At 53.8% G+C, this 15529-nt stretch carries 9 protein-coding genes and 2 pseudogenes; 4 read left to right on the top strand and 7 right to left on the bottom strand.

Annotated elements, in window-relative coordinates:
- Positions 1–129 precede the first annotated feature (129 nt).
- Complete coding sequence (locus BDD14_RS29045) at positions 130–999, top strand: 3-keto-disaccharide hydrolase (protein WP_130424739.1); 870 nt, start codon at positions 130–132, stop codon at positions 997–999.
- A gap of 404 nt (positions 1000–1403) precedes the next feature.
- Here the strand turns inward: BDD14_RS29045 and BDD14_RS29040 are convergent, their stop codons facing one another.
- The 5 genes and pseudogenes from BDD14_RS29040 to BDD14_RS29015 all read right to left on the bottom strand — a co-directional run bounded on the left by BDD14_RS29040 (position 1404) and on the right by BDD14_RS29015 (position 8235).
- Complete coding sequence (locus BDD14_RS29040; RefSeq protein WP_130424736.1) at positions 1404–3308, bottom strand: sulfatase-like hydrolase/transferase; 1905 nt, start codon at positions 3306–3308, stop codon at positions 1404–1406.
- A gap of 396 nt (positions 3309–3704) precedes the next feature.
- A pseudogene (locus tag BDD14_RS33485) lies at positions 3705–4122 on the bottom strand (Tn3 family transposase); the annotation flags it as partial.
- Positions 4123–4365: 243 nt separating this feature from the next.
- On the bottom strand, positions 4366–4857 hold the full coding sequence (locus tag BDD14_RS33480) for a PEP-CTERM sorting domain-containing protein (RefSeq protein WP_242618367.1): 492 nt from the start codon (positions 4855–4857) through the stop codon (positions 4366–4368).
- A gap of 544 nt (positions 4858–5401) precedes the next feature.
- Entirely contained in the window at positions 5402–7366 is a 1965-nt protein-coding gene (locus tag BDD14_RS29020; RefSeq protein WP_165420389.1) for a glycosyltransferase family 39 protein, read from the bottom strand.
- Positions 7367–7443: 77 nt separating this feature from the next.
- On the bottom strand, positions 7444–8235 hold the full coding sequence (locus tag BDD14_RS29015; protein WP_130424730.1) for a glycosyltransferase family 2 protein: 792 nt from the start codon (positions 8233–8235) through the stop codon (positions 7444–7446).
- A gap of 345 nt (positions 8236–8580) precedes the next feature.
- Here BDD14_RS29015 and galE point away from each other — a divergent pair, with 345 nt between their 5' ends.
- Complete coding sequence (gene galE / locus BDD14_RS29010; protein ID WP_130424728.1) at positions 8581–9570, top strand: UDP-glucose 4-epimerase GalE; 990 nt, start codon at positions 8581–8583, stop codon at positions 9568–9570.
- 590 nt (positions 9571–10160) lie between these two features.
- On the opposite strand, the pseudogene BDD14_RS34870 reads toward galE, so the two are convergent.
- Positions 10161–10322: pseudogene (locus BDD14_RS34870) on the bottom strand (DDE-type integrase/transposase/recombinase); the annotation flags it as partial.
- Between the two features lie 132 nt (positions 10323–10454).
- Here BDD14_RS34870 and BDD14_RS29000 point away from each other — a divergent pair.
- Together BDD14_RS29000 and BDD14_RS32665 are read left to right on the top strand one after the other, a co-directional pair.
- Positions 10455–10790: a PadR family transcriptional regulator gene (locus BDD14_RS29000; protein WP_130424726.1), complete on the top strand. Its 336-nt coding sequence runs from the start codon at positions 10455–10457 to the stop codon at positions 10788–10790.
- 5 nt (positions 10791–10795) lie between these two features.
- Complete coding sequence (locus BDD14_RS32665; RefSeq protein WP_242618369.1) at positions 10796–12034, top strand: serine hydrolase domain-containing protein; 1239 nt, start codon at positions 10796–10798, stop codon at positions 12032–12034.
- 425 nt (positions 12035–12459) lie between these two features.
- On the opposite strand, the gene BDD14_RS28990 is transcribed toward BDD14_RS32665, so the two are convergent.
- Positions 12460–13992 (bottom strand): glycosyltransferase family 39 protein, encoded by a 1533-nt coding sequence (locus tag BDD14_RS28990; protein WP_130424724.1) that lies wholly within the window; start codon positions 13990–13992, stop codon positions 12460–12462.
- Positions 13993–15529 lie beyond the last annotated feature (1537 nt).

The following is a 15529-nucleotide window of genomic DNA, read 5'->3' as shown; positions in this document are numbered from 1 at the left end:
CTTGGCGAGTCAATGCAGACCACCCACAAGTCGCCAACGCACCTTAGTATGGAATGGATCGCTCGCGAGAGGTTCGATGCCCTCTGACGAACCTAACGGCTGTATCTACCTTTGGATTGAGGAAACTGCATGATCAACCGCCGACACGTATTGAAGGGGATGGGTACGCTTGCACTGGGTCCCACGCTCCTGCCTCTTGCAACTCTTGCGCAGGCTGCACCGCCCAAGCTGACGCTGCCTCCGCCGGGTGCCGACGGATGGATCTCGCTAATCAATGATCGCGACCTGACTGGCTGGTATTCCATGCTTCAGAAGAGCGGCAAGGGCGTGGCGGAGAAGAAGCGCATTGTCACTGTGGAGAACGAGATGCTCCACATCATGGGCGCTGACGTGGACGACACCCACTACGAGGCGGGCTACCTGGCGACGCACCAGGAATTTGAAAACGTGCGCATCCGCCTGGAGTACAAGTGGGGCGTCAAACAGTTTGCGCCGCGCACGATCAGCAAGCGCGACAACGGGCTGCTGTACGGGTTGGTAGGTGAAGACAAGGTATGGCCGCGCTGCGTGGAGTGCCAGATTGAAGAAGGCGATGTGGGCGACTTCTTCCTGGTCGACGGTGTTCGTGGCGTGCAGTCTCCGCATGGCGCTGGGCTCTTCGGCCAGGGCTTAAGTCCGGCCCATGGCTGGCCTGCGCCCGATAGCGATGCCGCCAAGGCCGCCGGCAAACACAGCACGGAAGAGCCGAGCACGGGCCGCAAGATCAAGGACGGAAACTTCGAGAAGCTGGACGATTGGAATACGGTCGAGGTGCTCTGGCAGGGCGACCGCGCCGCGCATATCATCAACGGCCGCGCTGTCAACACCATTACACGGCTGCAGCAACCGGACCCAGCGAATCCCGGCAGCTTCATCCCGCTAACGCGTGGCAAGATCGCTCTCGAGATTGAATACGCCGAGATCTGGTTCCGCAGACTCGAGGTCAAGGCCATCGGCTGATCGCACCACACCCACACAACGCAGATCCGTGATGAGGAAGACTAAGTACGGTGAAGTCGGTTTCTCGGCAGTGACCCTTGCCGCTTGAATCAGTTGTTCCCGGAAACGGGGTTTTCGCCAAGTTCACCCGGCCCAGAGTCCAATCGCGCCTCGACAGAGCAAACACTGTTATGAAATCAAGTGGTTCGGGTCAAGGAAGAATGCAACGATCAGCGCAGCTCAATGACTGAGTAACCCTGTTGTCAACCCTAGAGGAATGCACTCCCTTGCTCACTAAAATGATTTACAACAAATGAGAAGAAGTCCTGCAACTTCCGGCTCGCGGACCACGGACTCGGGACTCCAAAGACGTCATTAGGCTTCGTGAATCGTCTCCCTTGAGTTTTGGCGGTTCGGACGATTCGTCAGAATTGCCCTCCGTAGCCGAGCAGCTGGCGCAGGCCACTACCGGTCCGCCATGTGGAGTCTGACTCGTTCTTGATGAGGTCGCGGTAGATGAGGTGCGCGGCCTCGGATTTGAGCTGCTGGAAGCGCAACGAGTTGGGATCGAGTGGATTGCCGGGGAGGGGTGCGGCGAGCTCATTGGGAATGTAGTTATTGACGAGCGCCTCGTAGCCCTGTTCGGCGCGGGGGGCGTCGGGATGGCTGATGAGCTCGAGCTGACCAGCCTGGGTTGAGTGGTCGTAGAACTCGAGCTGTACAGTGGCGGGGTCGATGGTGGTGGTGGCGGGCAACCAGTCGGAGTAGACACCGACCTTGGTGTCGTTGGTGCGGAGGGCGACGATGTTGGTTGGGGAGTTATTGAAGTTGAAAAAGCCGGGAGCGATTTCGTCAGTGGAGAAGAGGAGGTAAGATCTGCCGGGAGCCCAGCGCGACTTGAGCATGGAGTACATGTCGAGCCGGTTGGCGTAGATCTGGTTATTGGGAAACTCCGTTAGCCATGTCGTGTCGCCCTTGTGGCCGAGGGTAACGAACATGTTCAGCAGGTCGACGGAGGAGCAGAGGCCGGTTCGGATGGTATTGGTGTCGTCGGTGAAGCGGCCGCTGGGGTCCATGACGATGAGCGGGATGTGCATGCACTCCTCGTAAACGGTACCGATCTTGCCCTGAACGAAGCCGTGCGCGCCGCTGTACTCGCCGTGGTCAGAGGCGAAGATGATGACGGTGTTGTCGATGATGCTCTGCGGCAGCTTGTGGAGTTGATCGAGGACGTCACCGATCTGTTGATCGACAATCTTAGTGATCTGGGTGTAGCTGTCGAGGCCGCGTTGCCAGTAGTAGAAGGGCGCGAATCCGATGCCGAAGCCAGTGTCTCCGTTGCCATAGGGCCTGACCCTGAAGCCACGCTGAAGCGGGTTAGTGGTGACGCCTCCCCAGACGGCCTCTTGAAACTGCTGAATGAAGGTATGGGTGGTGGGTTTGCCGGTTGCGGCGTAGTTGTTGGGGTTCTGCCAGTTGGGCGGCAGGAAGGGGTAGCGGAAGAAGGGAGGAGATTTGAGCTGGTTGGTGTCCCAGTCCACGATCGGAGGATTGTTGGTATAGTCCAGGATCTGATTAAGCGGGGCGCTCGGGTGGTTTTGATTGTAGTTCGCAAAGAGGTTGGTGTAGGTGAGGAACTCGGTGCCAGCGGGGAAGAACTCGCGGTCGTGCGGGTTGACGTAGCCGATGGTCAGGCACCATGGGCCATCGGTGGTCTTGACGTTCTGCAGGTAGGCTAGGGCTTGGTTGGTGGTGTAGGCGTCGTTGTGGAATTGGGGATCACTGTTGAAGTCGCCGTAGGTTCCCTGGAGGTTGTACCCGGAGGGATCGGGGGGGCTGTTCCAGTCGAATCCGTACGGAGCGGTGTCGCTGGGGCCGTTGGGGACGGAGACGTGCCACTTGCCGACGTAAGGGGTGGTGTAGCCGGCTGCCTGAAGCAGCTTGCCGTAGGTAGGATATGCAGGATTGAGGACCGGCACGTTGGGATTGGTGGTTATAGTGGTCATGAGCCAGCTCTGATGTGCGTAGAGACCGGTGATGATGGTTCCGCGAGCAGGTGTGCAGGCGCAGGCCGCAGTGTAGTAGTTAGAGAATTTTACTCCGCGCTTCCAGACGTGTTTGTAGAGGTTCGGCATGAAGCGCTTGAAGTATTCTTCGGCGCTGTCGATGCCTATGGGAAAGACGGAAGGCCAGCGCAATTCGTCGACAAGGATGAAGAGAACGTTAGGTTTCGCTCCTGGTTCGGTGATGTTTTTAGAGAAACCAAGGCGAGTGGCGACACTGGCGCCTGCGACTGCGGCGGTGGTTTTCAGGAAGTCTCTGCGTTTCATATGTATCTTCTCCAATGGATGAAATTCGTTACTACTGAAGTGAATTTGGGAAAAGCCTGGAGCCGGCAACCCACAGGAGATAATTGAGAGTTTGCATCATGGATGACCTGAATTTGTATCGGAGCCTCTTTCGCTGGATGCAGCATGCGGTAGACAGCTTTTCGAGAGCGGATGAGGCTCTCGATGAGGCGCCGATTTAGTGGAATGAATCAGGTAGCCGGGAGATCTAGGGGTCGATAGATTTTTCTGGAGAGACCAGGGCCGACGAGCGTCGCGAGGGAAGATCACATATGCGACGGGCAAATTTTACGCTGGCCGCTAAGAGGGGGTCAATTCTGGAGTGGCCGGCTTGGTTTGTACCAGGCAAACACCCGAGGTGGGAGCCCGGTGCGTGAATCACGCCCGCCGGGATCTGTGCGGGGGGTGCGCAGCAATGCGCATCCCTACCGCGATAGCCCTCACGAAGGCCGTTCGTTGGTTTCGGAGAGGTCTGTGGCCACCTTTGGCAACGCGCCTGTTGATATTCCAGATGTAGTCGCCAGTGAGATTGATGTGTTCCTATCCGAGTGGCGAAGCGTGCTGGAGAAGGGCAGAGTTGAACGGTCGTGACTTTGCCAGATGCTCTGCCGCGCGTTCGAGGTAGACAGTATTCCAGAGCGTAATTGCGGCCACCACAAGGTTGAGACCGCTGGCTCTGTGGCGTTGGTTTCGAAAGAACGATCGCGGATTTCTCCAAGTCGGTTGAAAAGACGGCGCGAGCGAGTGCGTTTCTAGCCTCTCACCTTTTATTAAGACCGGCGGAGAGCCGGATTCTGGAGGAAAAGCGAAGAATTGGAGGTCGTCCACGGCGCCAACGGCAGTTTGTAAGGACTTATGGGCCGAATCTGGCGAGAGTAGGTCTGGAAACAGGAGTGGTCCTGGTAGGAGGCTCGCGATCTCGTCTGTCAAAGATCTTAAGGGGTAGTCCCAGGAACATGAACTTGGTCTATCAGTCGCTTCAGCTCGCCAGACTGGACTGCGGCGCGCCGACGAACTGAAGCGATCGAGCTGTAATGTGCTAGAGCACGAAAAGCTTTCGACGGCATGCTCCTATCGCGCCAAGAACTCCAGTCCCGAGAAGAACCAGGCTGGACGGTTCAGGAGTAGGAGCAACAGGAGGAGGAACAGGAGTGAGAGGGTTATCGGTAACGGTCATCGTAATACTGTCGAAGAATTGATGGGTGCCGACGCTAAACATATCAAAACCCGAAAAATTGCTGCCCTGAAAGTTGTCAACGTTCGGAACAGCATAGATCTGCAAATGCAGATTAGCCGGATCAAACACTACAAGAAGGCAAGCAAATCCATTTACCGAGCAAGTTGTTATTGGAGCGACGGGCGTGAAGGTTGTAATCAGATAGGGACTCGTGTACGTGAAGGAAGCCGGCACCCCAAAAGTCGGCACCCCAAAAGTACTGTTGAAGTCATACGTAAACGTATCGGCACACGCTGGAATGGTGGAAGAAGCCACAACGACGGCCGCCGCAAAAAGACGAAGAGCTCCTCGCAAGATGAATCTCCAGTATTCTCAATATTGATTTAGACCAACACAAACTACCTGCAATCGCCCCGCCACATGCCAAATCGCTAAATCCTCAGTTCCTCGCTGTTTCGGAACGTTTTCTCTGGCCAAACCCTGCACTATTCTGCAGTCGAGTGGAACCGGGCTGGCCAGATCAGGATACAAGACTGGCTTTGCAGGGCTGGTCGCGCGTTGCCCTCCCGATGTCGGAAATTGGACTACAGCGCCCTGATACTGGGAATGCGGGGAAAGACGGCGTTTATCCCACTAAAGACGCACACGATATGCGTCGTGCAACCTTTGGTTTTGCGCCCGAATTCACTCCATCGTTTCAACTTTTTGATGGTACGGGGTGGCGCGCGGTACTCAAATCCCGGACCGAAACTGATGCATGGAAAGAGCATAGTGTCATCTTTTGTACTTATATTCCGGACAAACTTCAGCAGGAACTTCGTCCGGGTTTTATGTGCAACAGTCCGGGATTTGAGTGCAGCGTGACACGAAGCATACACCGCTCATCGCAGTGCGGTACTCACCGCACAAAGCGGAACTCGATGCCATCGTTCACATCCGCCGGATGCCATCGGGAGAGATACAGGGCTGTATCCGCATTCGACAGGATGACGGCGTCCGACCCGCGCAGCCGGTCAGCGTAATTGGCATGAACACTACTGCGCGCCTCCGGCCCAATGAATCGATACTTCAGCACATTCCGCCAGTCGGTCCACGAGCTTATCGCGAAGCCTCTAGTTACAAGTTCCAAAGAGGAGCTTGTAAAAACTGACGGAAGCTTGCGGTGATGTGCAGTGAGAAGTTGCCGTCCGAAAGGAGGTACCGCCTCAACCTCTTGCGGCGCACTGCGCGACACCGATTTCAGCATAGCTTCGCGATAATCCCGCGTGCGCAGCAGTATGGACCATGTCTCTGCGGCTTCCGGCGACAGCCTATAGCCATCTCGAAGAGCAGCTTCCTGGATGCTTTCCGCCGTAAGAAAACCTGTCTCGACGGAAACAGAACGGTCGATGTAAATGATGTTACCCGGATACGCATCCAGATACGACTTTCGCACAGGAGTGATGTCTTGCACGGGAAGTCCTGAGTAAAAGCTTAGAATCAGATGGTCATTCGGAGCTGCATAGAGTTTAGTCGTGCGATCCATCGACGTGGCCCCAAGCCGGTCCAGCACAATAGCATCTGCCTTCCAGTTACCTGCTGCAAATGTCTCATGGAAATTCGGTCTGCGGCCCGTTGCCATGAAGACCATCAATAGGAGCACGGGAGCTAAGACTAACGAATACCGCGGTACGAGGACACGCGTAATGGCCGCAGCGGTCACGGATGCGAGTAGAAAAAGCGGGCCCCAGTAACTCAGATTTAACCGGCCGCTGTCGAAACTGACTGCCGGCACAAACGCGACAAATGTCGCATATCCGCACACTGCCCAAACACCAAGAAACAAAAGTACAGGGGCGAGTTTTTTTGCGGGCGCGGCGAGACGTAGTGAAACGCGCGGCTTCATCAGAACCACCCAGGCAGTCAGCAACGCAATGATGATACCTGCTGCTGCAGACGACACTTGAACAGGCGGATATCGCCAGAAGTCGCTTGGGAGATTCAACAGCGGCCAGGCCCGCGGGATGTGTCCCTGTTGTCGGTAGAACTCAGTTACGAAGATCCACGGCAGGGTCCCTGCGGTCGCAAGTGCGGCGAAAGTAGTCAGCTTGCGTACACCGGCCACGTGCCTGCGGACAATTACCGGTGCAACCAGCAGGCAGACGAGGCTAGCCGCAGTGAAACTCAGAATGTGAGTGTAAAACAGCAATACAAACGCGGCCGCCGCGAGGTAGACGTGCTTCCACTTGCAATCCTTGACCAGAAGCCACAACGAAACCGCGCATGCCGTAGTCAGTGCAACCTCGGCGGAGTAATAGCGAGCTTGGCGGGAGATGGCAATATGATATGGGTAGATAGATCCCACCAGCAGTCCTGCCCAGGCCGCGTCCGGTCCATAGAGGATTCTTCCCCCAGCAAAAATCACCGCGAGAAAAAGTACTCCGAACAGAATTGCAGGCAACCGGGCGGCCCTGGTGCGGCGCTTCCATTCATTCAGATCATGCTTTACCGCAGGTACCCCATTTGCGAAGTCCGGAGTGACTCCATGAAGGGCGAATGATCCGGCGATAGCATAAAGCGGAAGCCAGCCATGATAAACGGCAACGTGTTTGTCGGAGTAACTCAGATCGCGAAACTCATACTCCGCATTTCCTGGCCACGGTTGGATCAGTGTGTTCTCGTAAATCGGAATGCCAAGATATGCATCCGTCGGATAGCCGTTTTCGAGAATCGTAAGTGCGTTAATCGAAGACTCGGCTTCATCCACCCAAAATGGCCGCTCGTCCAGATACTGTATTCGAATGAGGAGCCCCGCAAGCAGTACAAGGATGGCCAGCGAGCCTTCGATGATCTGTCTCTTCCGAATTAAAGGATCTTTCGTCATATTAAAATCATTCGGCGGATGCGAATGAAGGTACCGAGTTCCGGTTCGTAGGGTTTTTGACCGGACTTGGGTGGGGCTCATTTTGGGAAGCCGCGAAGAAAATACAGAGAGACCCCCAATGTGAGCACCCCCGTGGTGAGAAGAAGGGTTGCCAGCCGGACGGGACGATACCTGAGAGCGGTTTTGGTAATGACCCCCAAAAAACGGAGGCCATCCCGGCCAGCCTTCAACTTGGAATCGCCTACACGCTCGTGGTAGGGCATATCAATTTCGACAAGCTTAGCGCGAGCTTCGCGATCGAGCAGGGCGCGTGCGCTCATCGCCGGTGTGAAGTGCAGGCCGTTGGGTAAGGGGCGTAGCCGGTTATAGGCTTCTCTGCGCACAATGCGCATGCCGCTTGCAGTGTCGCGGATGCGGCGGCCGGAAAGTAATGTAAGAAGGCCGGCAAAGAGTAGATTTCCGGTCTGCCGAAGCAGCGGCATTTTTGTTTCAGCGTTCAATCTGCAACCAAGCACTACGTCAGCGTGCTCGTCCCGCAGAGCTCGGGCAAGGTTCGCAAAGAAACGCGGATCGCAAGTTCCGTCAGCATCCAAAAAAGCAAGAAGATCGGCATCCGAATCTTGCCAGGCATGCTGGATGGCAGCGCCGTAGCCCCGATTCTCTTTGAAAACAATCAGTTGAATCTTGTCGGTATGCCGGTGGGCAAGTTCGCTTGTCCGATCCGTCGAGCCGTCGCTAACAACAGTAATATCGACTTCAGTAATGTGCGAGTTGCCTATAATCTCGTCCCTTGCGTCGAGACAACGCTGAATGATGTCCTCAATACTCGCTTCTTCGTTCAGCGCTGGAATGGCGATAAGGAGCTTCATCGTTTACATCTTGGTGCAAGTAGGTAACCAAAGCGGGATAGATTCCGTGCCACGGCAAGTTACATCGTCAACTGGTAACTAAATATGCTGACCCGATATCTTCTATCCGGTTACAGATGAAAAAATGCCGATAAGTTGGACGCGGGCTCAGAAATCATGCAATAAAAGCAAAACTCATGACCTCTGCCTTGCAAACATATGCAAAAAAATGGGACGTCCTATGGCGTTTTCAGTCAGATTTTGCGCTCGTGATTTGGCATTCTATTTGCACTTTACCGGCGCGAGGATTGAGCAGGTGTTGGATGTCATCTCCGGTTAGCCGGACAAGGCAGACGCGAGGTCTTCTTGAGAGTTCTTTTGGTAGGTGGAGCAGGATACATAGGATCTCACGTTGCTCGGCGGCTTAGCGAACGTGGCTATATCCCTGTGATTTATGACAACTTTAGTACTGGTCATCGAAGATTTATAGATAGATTTGAGGTTATTCACGGCGAAATAGCTGATTACGAATGTTTGCGGCACTTCCTTAAGAACGTCGACGCAGTAATGCACTTTGCGGCAAGGGCCTATGTCGGCGAATCCGTTCTAAAACCGAGGGAGTACTACGCAACTAACATGACCGACGCTCTCACTTTGCTCAATGCAACAGTGGATGCGGGGATAAGCAAGTTTATCTTTTCGTCCAGCTGCGCTGTGTACGGTGCCCCGGAGCAGCTTCCTATCACCGAAACAACGCCACGATTTCCACTCAGTCCGTATGGCCAGACGAAAGCGGCTTTTGAAGATGCTTTGAAAAGTTACTCGGCCGCATACGGTCTCAAATTTGTCGCACTCCGGTACTTCAATGCTGCTGGTGCTGACGAGTCGGGGATGTTGGGGGAATTGCGGTCGCCGGAGACCCACCTCATACCACTTGTCCTGAAAGCGGCTTCAGGACACTCTCCAGCAGTCAGCATTTTTGGGAATGACTACGACACTCCCGATGGCACTTGCATCCGCGACTATGTCCACGTTAATGACCTAGCTTCTGCGCACGTTAGCGCCCTGGATCTGTTAATCCACAAAGGGGAATCTGACGTTTTTAATTTGGGGACCGGAACCGGCTTCTCTGTTTTAGAGGTCATCTCTGCTGCGGAAGAAGTATCCGCTTTACATGTTCCACGACTCATTCTCCCAAGACGGCCAGGCGATCCGCCGGTCCTTATTTGCGACGGAGAGTACGCCAGAAAAAAACTCCATTGGTCTCCTCAACGTGGCTTGATCGAGATACTTAGCACCGCTTGGAAGTGGCAGATAATCAATACAGCGGTCGGTGCAGAGAGCGCAGTTTGCTAAGCTCGTAAATCATTCTGAGCTGGCACGGGCTGCGAACCGCCATGAACTAGGTGGGGAGACCTCAAGACACGGAATATTACGTAGGTTAGTGCGCCGGAGACCGGCAAGGAGTAGATGGTGCAAGTCCGTTACGGTGAAGGCATAGCGAACCACACCGGCCCCGAGTCATGCGCAGCATACCGCGAGGTGTGCGGGCGAAGCGTTGACAGGGGAGCGTGCAGGCCAGCCATTGAGCCGCGAAATATTTCTCATCCAGGACGCCGACGCTTTTACGTTTGCGGAAGGCAAAACGAACGGGCGCGTTACCGCGAGTGCCCGAACGGTCCTGCGTGGTCGTAGACCCTGGCCTGCACGGACGCTCTGTGTTTTGGGAACCGGGAGATCTCCAGTTTGACCATTTGCAGTCAAGGGGTGGTCCGCGTCGGGAAGGCGAGGAGCCATAGCCGATGATGAACGATCGGCTCTGTTGCATTAACTGGCGCAGAGGCAACTCGCTCGTACCGATGTTGCAGATCAGCAGCAACATCGAACAGCTTGTTGATGAATTGAATTTCGCCGGCGACTTTAGGCTTGCAGAGGAGGCAATGGCGACGGCGGATCATACGCATAACCTCAAATCCCTTGATGGTGGCAGACGCTGTTCTCATCGTTTGAAAACCGCGGGTGGGACGGATCACCCGCTTGAGACCGCCGTGGTCTGCCTCAATGATGTTGTTTAGATATTTCGACGTGCGGTGCTTCGTGTCCTGTGGCAACTGTTTTCCAAAACCCCGATTTTCAGGGAACTGCAGCTTCTTGGTGAGCGGAAGCGCGTTTCTCGTGCAAATCACTCCTTTTACAACATTGACGTGACAGAATCTTATTTATTCGCTATTAATGAATATATGAATGATCAAAGATTTCTCGGGGAGTTCGAACTGATGGTTCTCCTGGCGATTATCCGATTGGATAACGCCACCTATGGAGTCCCTCTGGCCAGAGAATTATCCGAGGTACGTGACCGCAATGTATCGCTGGGCAGCGTCTACGCTGCGCTGGACCGACTCGAGATTAAAGGATTCGTGAAATCGACCCTGGGTGAATCCACTCCCGAGCGCGGTGGACGAGCGAAGCGCTACTTCTCCGTAACTGCCGGCGGCATTCGCGCTCTCCAGGAGACGCGGCATGTTCTCAGTAGGCTTTGGAAAGCTCTGCCGCCCATCAAGGGAGGGATCGCGTGAGACAGATGAGATTTGTGCGGCTCGCTTTGTGGGTGCTTGACCGTATGGAGTCTGCGGGGAAGCGAGGCAATCTCTCCGGAGACTTGTTGGAAGAACTGGAAGATGGACGCTCGGCGCGGTGGTTCTGGTACCAGGTGTCTGCAGCCATTCTGCTCAACATCATCGCGAGGATGAATCGCTGCGCAACGCTGCTGGCCTTCGCAGTGGCATGGAGTGCGCTTTATCCATTTTGGAGAGCTGTCTGTGTGGGAGGTCTCACGTATTCACTTGATCACTATGAGGTTCTTGCATGGCCATGGTCGTCAATCTCGCCGATCATCTATGGGGTTTTGCCAGCGGTATTGTTCGTCTGGCTGGGGTTCGCTGCGTACACAGCACTGTCCGGATCAATGAACTCGCACTCGGCGCATGAGCAATGCTTTGCGCTGTCCACGGGAACGGCATTGATCTTTGCCGCGAGCTTTGCCGTGCTTCGCCAGCTTGGGCATCCGCAAATCGTCATTGGAGATCTCACGCGAACAGATTTCTTTCTCATCGATCACCTCTACTTCATTAGTGTTCCAATCGCATTGAGTCTTTGGATCACCCTGTGGATAGGAGCATCGAATACGCCACATGTTGGGCGTCGCCAAAGAAGAAAGTCTTCACGTTGGTGGACGAGCATTGCGCGGATGGCACAGATGCTTGTGGTTGCGCTTATACTTTGCCCCTTCTCATCGGCCCAGTCTCCTGCCGTGCCCGAGCCTACACACGGAACAGATGAGGAGCTGATCCATGCTCTCAAAACGAAACTCGGCGAAGATACGGCCGCAGGAAAGTTTTCCGGAGTCATACTGATCGCAAAAGATGATGCTCTGCTCTTCGAGCAGGCGTATGGACTTGCCGATCGCGAACGGATGATTTCCAACACAGCAGAGACACGCTTTCGTATTGGTTCGATCAACAAGGTATTTACTGCAGTAGCCACACTGCAGTTGGCCGAAGCGGGAAAGATAAAGCTCGATGATCCGTTGGTAAACTACCTTCCTGACTATCCCAACAAAGATCTCGCTCAGAAAGTAACAATCCATGAGCTACTGAACCACACGGCAGGAACGGGAGACATCTTTGGAACAACTCAAAACGTACTCTTCAGTGATGAATTCAAAGCGCATCGACTTCAGTTGAAGACGCCATGGAACCTCCCAATCTATAGCTCCGCATCAAAAATGACGGTTTATGAGTCCTTCGAAATCGCCTCATAAGCCGGGACACAAACAAATAGATTAGAACGTGATTTGTGATTTCTTCGCCGCTTGGTTAGTGAATTTGCTCACGTTTCGCCTGGTGGAGCCAAACAGGGCCACGCCTTCTTTTATTGCTTCTCTTCGTCGATCCCCTTTGCAACGGTCCTTTAATTTCACCGTCCCTTGGTCGATTCACTGCGACGGATCATACATATGGGAAACTGTAAGGCCATTGCCGTTGGCCAGCAGTCGACGGGTTCCTAAGCTCGGTCAGTGATGGATCCCCAATGCACTGACCGAGGGCCGATCGCTACTCGGCAGTCGGCTCGTGAGCTCTGAAATCTATCGCAAGCCGGAAGACACCGACCCGTAATGCGGCTAGAGAAGCTGCTCATGTGTCTGAAAAATGAAAAGCCTTTTCGTTATCGATACAACAAGTTGGCCTACTTAGAATTGCCAGCTTTTTTTTCCTCGATTGACTCTTGTCTTTGCTTCTCAATCGTGTCACAAAAGTCGTCATGCGGCATCCACTGTTTACAGAGCGATGGGCCATTCTTGCTCATTCTATTGAACAGGGCATCGGCGACCGGCCGAGTGGAGACGCCATTGATAGCGGGAGTGCGGTCTATCAGACGAGCACTAAGTAGAACATTTGCATCGATCCGATCGAGTAGTTCGGTCCGATAGTGCGGGGGCAGAAGAACGTAAGTGAGCCAAGTCCAGGACCCAAGATAGCTGTAGACGAGAAAATCATGGTACTCGGCGACGAACTGTTGACGGGGGACCACGTTGATCGGAAACCAAGGCCTCAGATCGAGGAGACCGCGATCTACGGTGTCCTTGAAGATGTACTCCACTGACGCTTGGGGATCAGCTACGTAGGCGACGTTTTGCAGTTGATTTCGCGGAGCATAAAAGGACGATTGGTGAAATTTCGTAATGTCGGCCATGACGAATGGCGAGGAAGTATGTGATTCAAGAATTGCCATGTGATCGGACAGTCTCTTCACATCGAGCCTACTTATTCGAATCAGCCAGATACTGTGAGCGGTGAAATAGAGCAGTCCCACTGTACATAGAATTAGAGCAAAGCTGCGAGGTCTGGGAGCTACGGCATATCCGAAGTGGCATAGAAGAACAACGGCTCCAACCATGGCGGAGATCGCATACCGCTCTATGTAGCCGTGGGTCACGGTCTTCGCCAGTATCATCGTGAAGAGAGGGATAGCGGCAATTGAGCTCCATGCCACGACCTCATATGTAGAAAAGCGGCGAATCTCAAAGCGATAATCCTCTTCTCGAGCCTCAGAACGGAGCAGGATGACAAGATACGGTACGGCGCCGACAACAAGAACGTTGGCGAGGCCACCGAAAAGCTGAAGATAGTAGTCCATCAAGGTTCCCCATATCGGGACGGCCCAAAAGTGCGCTGAATAGCCACTGGCCCTGCGGATCGTGCCGAAGAAGACGAGCAGAGGAACCACGCCCCCCATAAGGGAAAGCCACGTCCAAACATCAATGCGTTTTAGTTGGATAGTGCGCGCCACCTCGCCGAGGCCCAGAGCAAAGATGAACAACACGGCATAGTAATGGCTGGAGACTGCAAGGCCGCAAGCAAAGAAGAGGACCACAAGCCATTGAGGTCGGTTAGTCGAAGAGGAAGTGACCCGTTGCCAAGCGAGCAAAGCGAGCGCACAGAACCCGAGCTCAGAACCGTAGCCACGTGCCTCCGTTGCGTAGTAAAAGGCACTGGAAGCCAGGGGAAGAGTCATCCCAAGAAGCGCCCAAAGAAGAGATGTTCTGCGGTAGAGGAGGTGGAAAAGACAGACGCACATCATGCCGAAACCGAAGATTGGCAGCAAGCGCACCGTAAGGTGGCTGGTGCCAAAAGCAACGGTAAACAGATGCGTAAGGTAATAGAAGAGAGGGGGATGTTGATCGGCGCCTGTGGCCAGCGCTTCGAGTATCTGAGTCATACTACCGGCTCTTGAGATATACAGAGTGAAAAACTCGTCATCCCACAGTAGTTTCGTCTTCGCAGTAGCTACCGCGACAGCGCCATACAGGATCACAAAAAAAGTATCGGCCAGCGGAGAGGCAATGATTCAATAAGGGCTGCTATTCTCTCTAAGCGTTCAAGTGCTGAAGAAACAACGATCTTTCCGTAGTGGTGTTGTTTTGGGGGTGCTTTAGTCATCGCTCATCCTTCTTGTGATTTTGGATTGAGACCACTCGTTTCGCACAGCGAGAAGACCGGAAGATCGGTTCATCCTCCGAGATGCAATTTCAGGAAATTCGAGGTTGAAGATTCCCGGAAACGTCACTTTTTTCCATTGCGAAGACTCTGAAAGAGTCTATAGGCAGTACCAGCGTCCATAAGAAGCGAAAAGTCGGCGATAAACCGCCCCTGATTTAATACAGTCCACGTGTGACTGTCATAACCATGGGTGGCGATGAAGATAAGAGAGCTCACTTGATTCCCAACCTCTGTGTCGGGAAGATTCGGCCCAGCCGTCAGAGCGTATGTTCCATCTGGAAACGTCCCGGAAGAAGAGTACATGGTTTCCCTGTCTGTGGATCATGGAGCAAACAATCTCATAACGCCGCAGGATCGGAAGATGATGCTTGTCTCCCGTCTTGCTTAGGCTACCGTCTCCCATGCAGGCCACTCACATGTAGGGCCCTAAGTCGACATAGACCATCGGCGTTCGATTCGCGCAGGATTGCGTGTCTGCGCAGACTCGCTACACCGCGCGTGCCCATAGGCGCTTCGCTCCATAATCAAATTCGTAAGGGAAGACTTAAAGAGAGAGGGAACCAGGAAGATGAAGCAGTGTTCAAATTTACTCTGCCTTCGACAATTCTGTGTGCGTACCAGGTTTGCGCTGCAAAGGTCGAACCGGAAAGAACCCATCGCTATAAGCTTGCTCACCAGTGTTACGAGGCACAGAACGAAGATCAGAGCGACGACACCGAACTCGGTATCGTTCGTAAGGCCCTCCGGGTCCCATTGATCAAAGAACTCCGATAATGGCGCGATGAGACATGCTAGTAGCAGAACGACCGTCGCCAGTTGGAGCAATCGCCTCATGGTTTTGTGAATTATAGAACTCTCATTACGAATGAATCCACAATTGTTGTCTGTCGTCTTGCGTCACGCATTCCCCTGCCGAACTGGACCTGATGTCTTGGCGTGGATGAAACTGGCCCGCCTTTCCTTGACAAGGGCTGGTTTGCCTTCGAAGCCCAACCTAGGAGGGCACTGTCGATACCTTCCAAGGTACTGGGATTAGGGATCCCAATGAGTGCATAATCGCCAGTGCGGTCATCGACCTCAGCTTAAGACGTCAAAGACGACGGTTTATGAAGCGTTTTGGAACCATCTTTTGACGCGAGTTATAAATCCTCTAAATCGTACCACAGCTCATATCAAAAACAACACGATTCTGACATGATTTGTGATATCTTTTTCGCATGGTCATTGGATATGCTCGCGTTTCGACGGACGACCAA

The organism is Edaphobacter modestus (genome assembly GCF_004217555.1).
Taxonomy (GTDB): Bacteria; Acidobacteriota; Terriglobia; order Terriglobales; family Acidobacteriaceae; genus Edaphobacter; species Edaphobacter modestus.
This window is presented reverse-complemented; position numbering and strand designations above follow the sequence as displayed.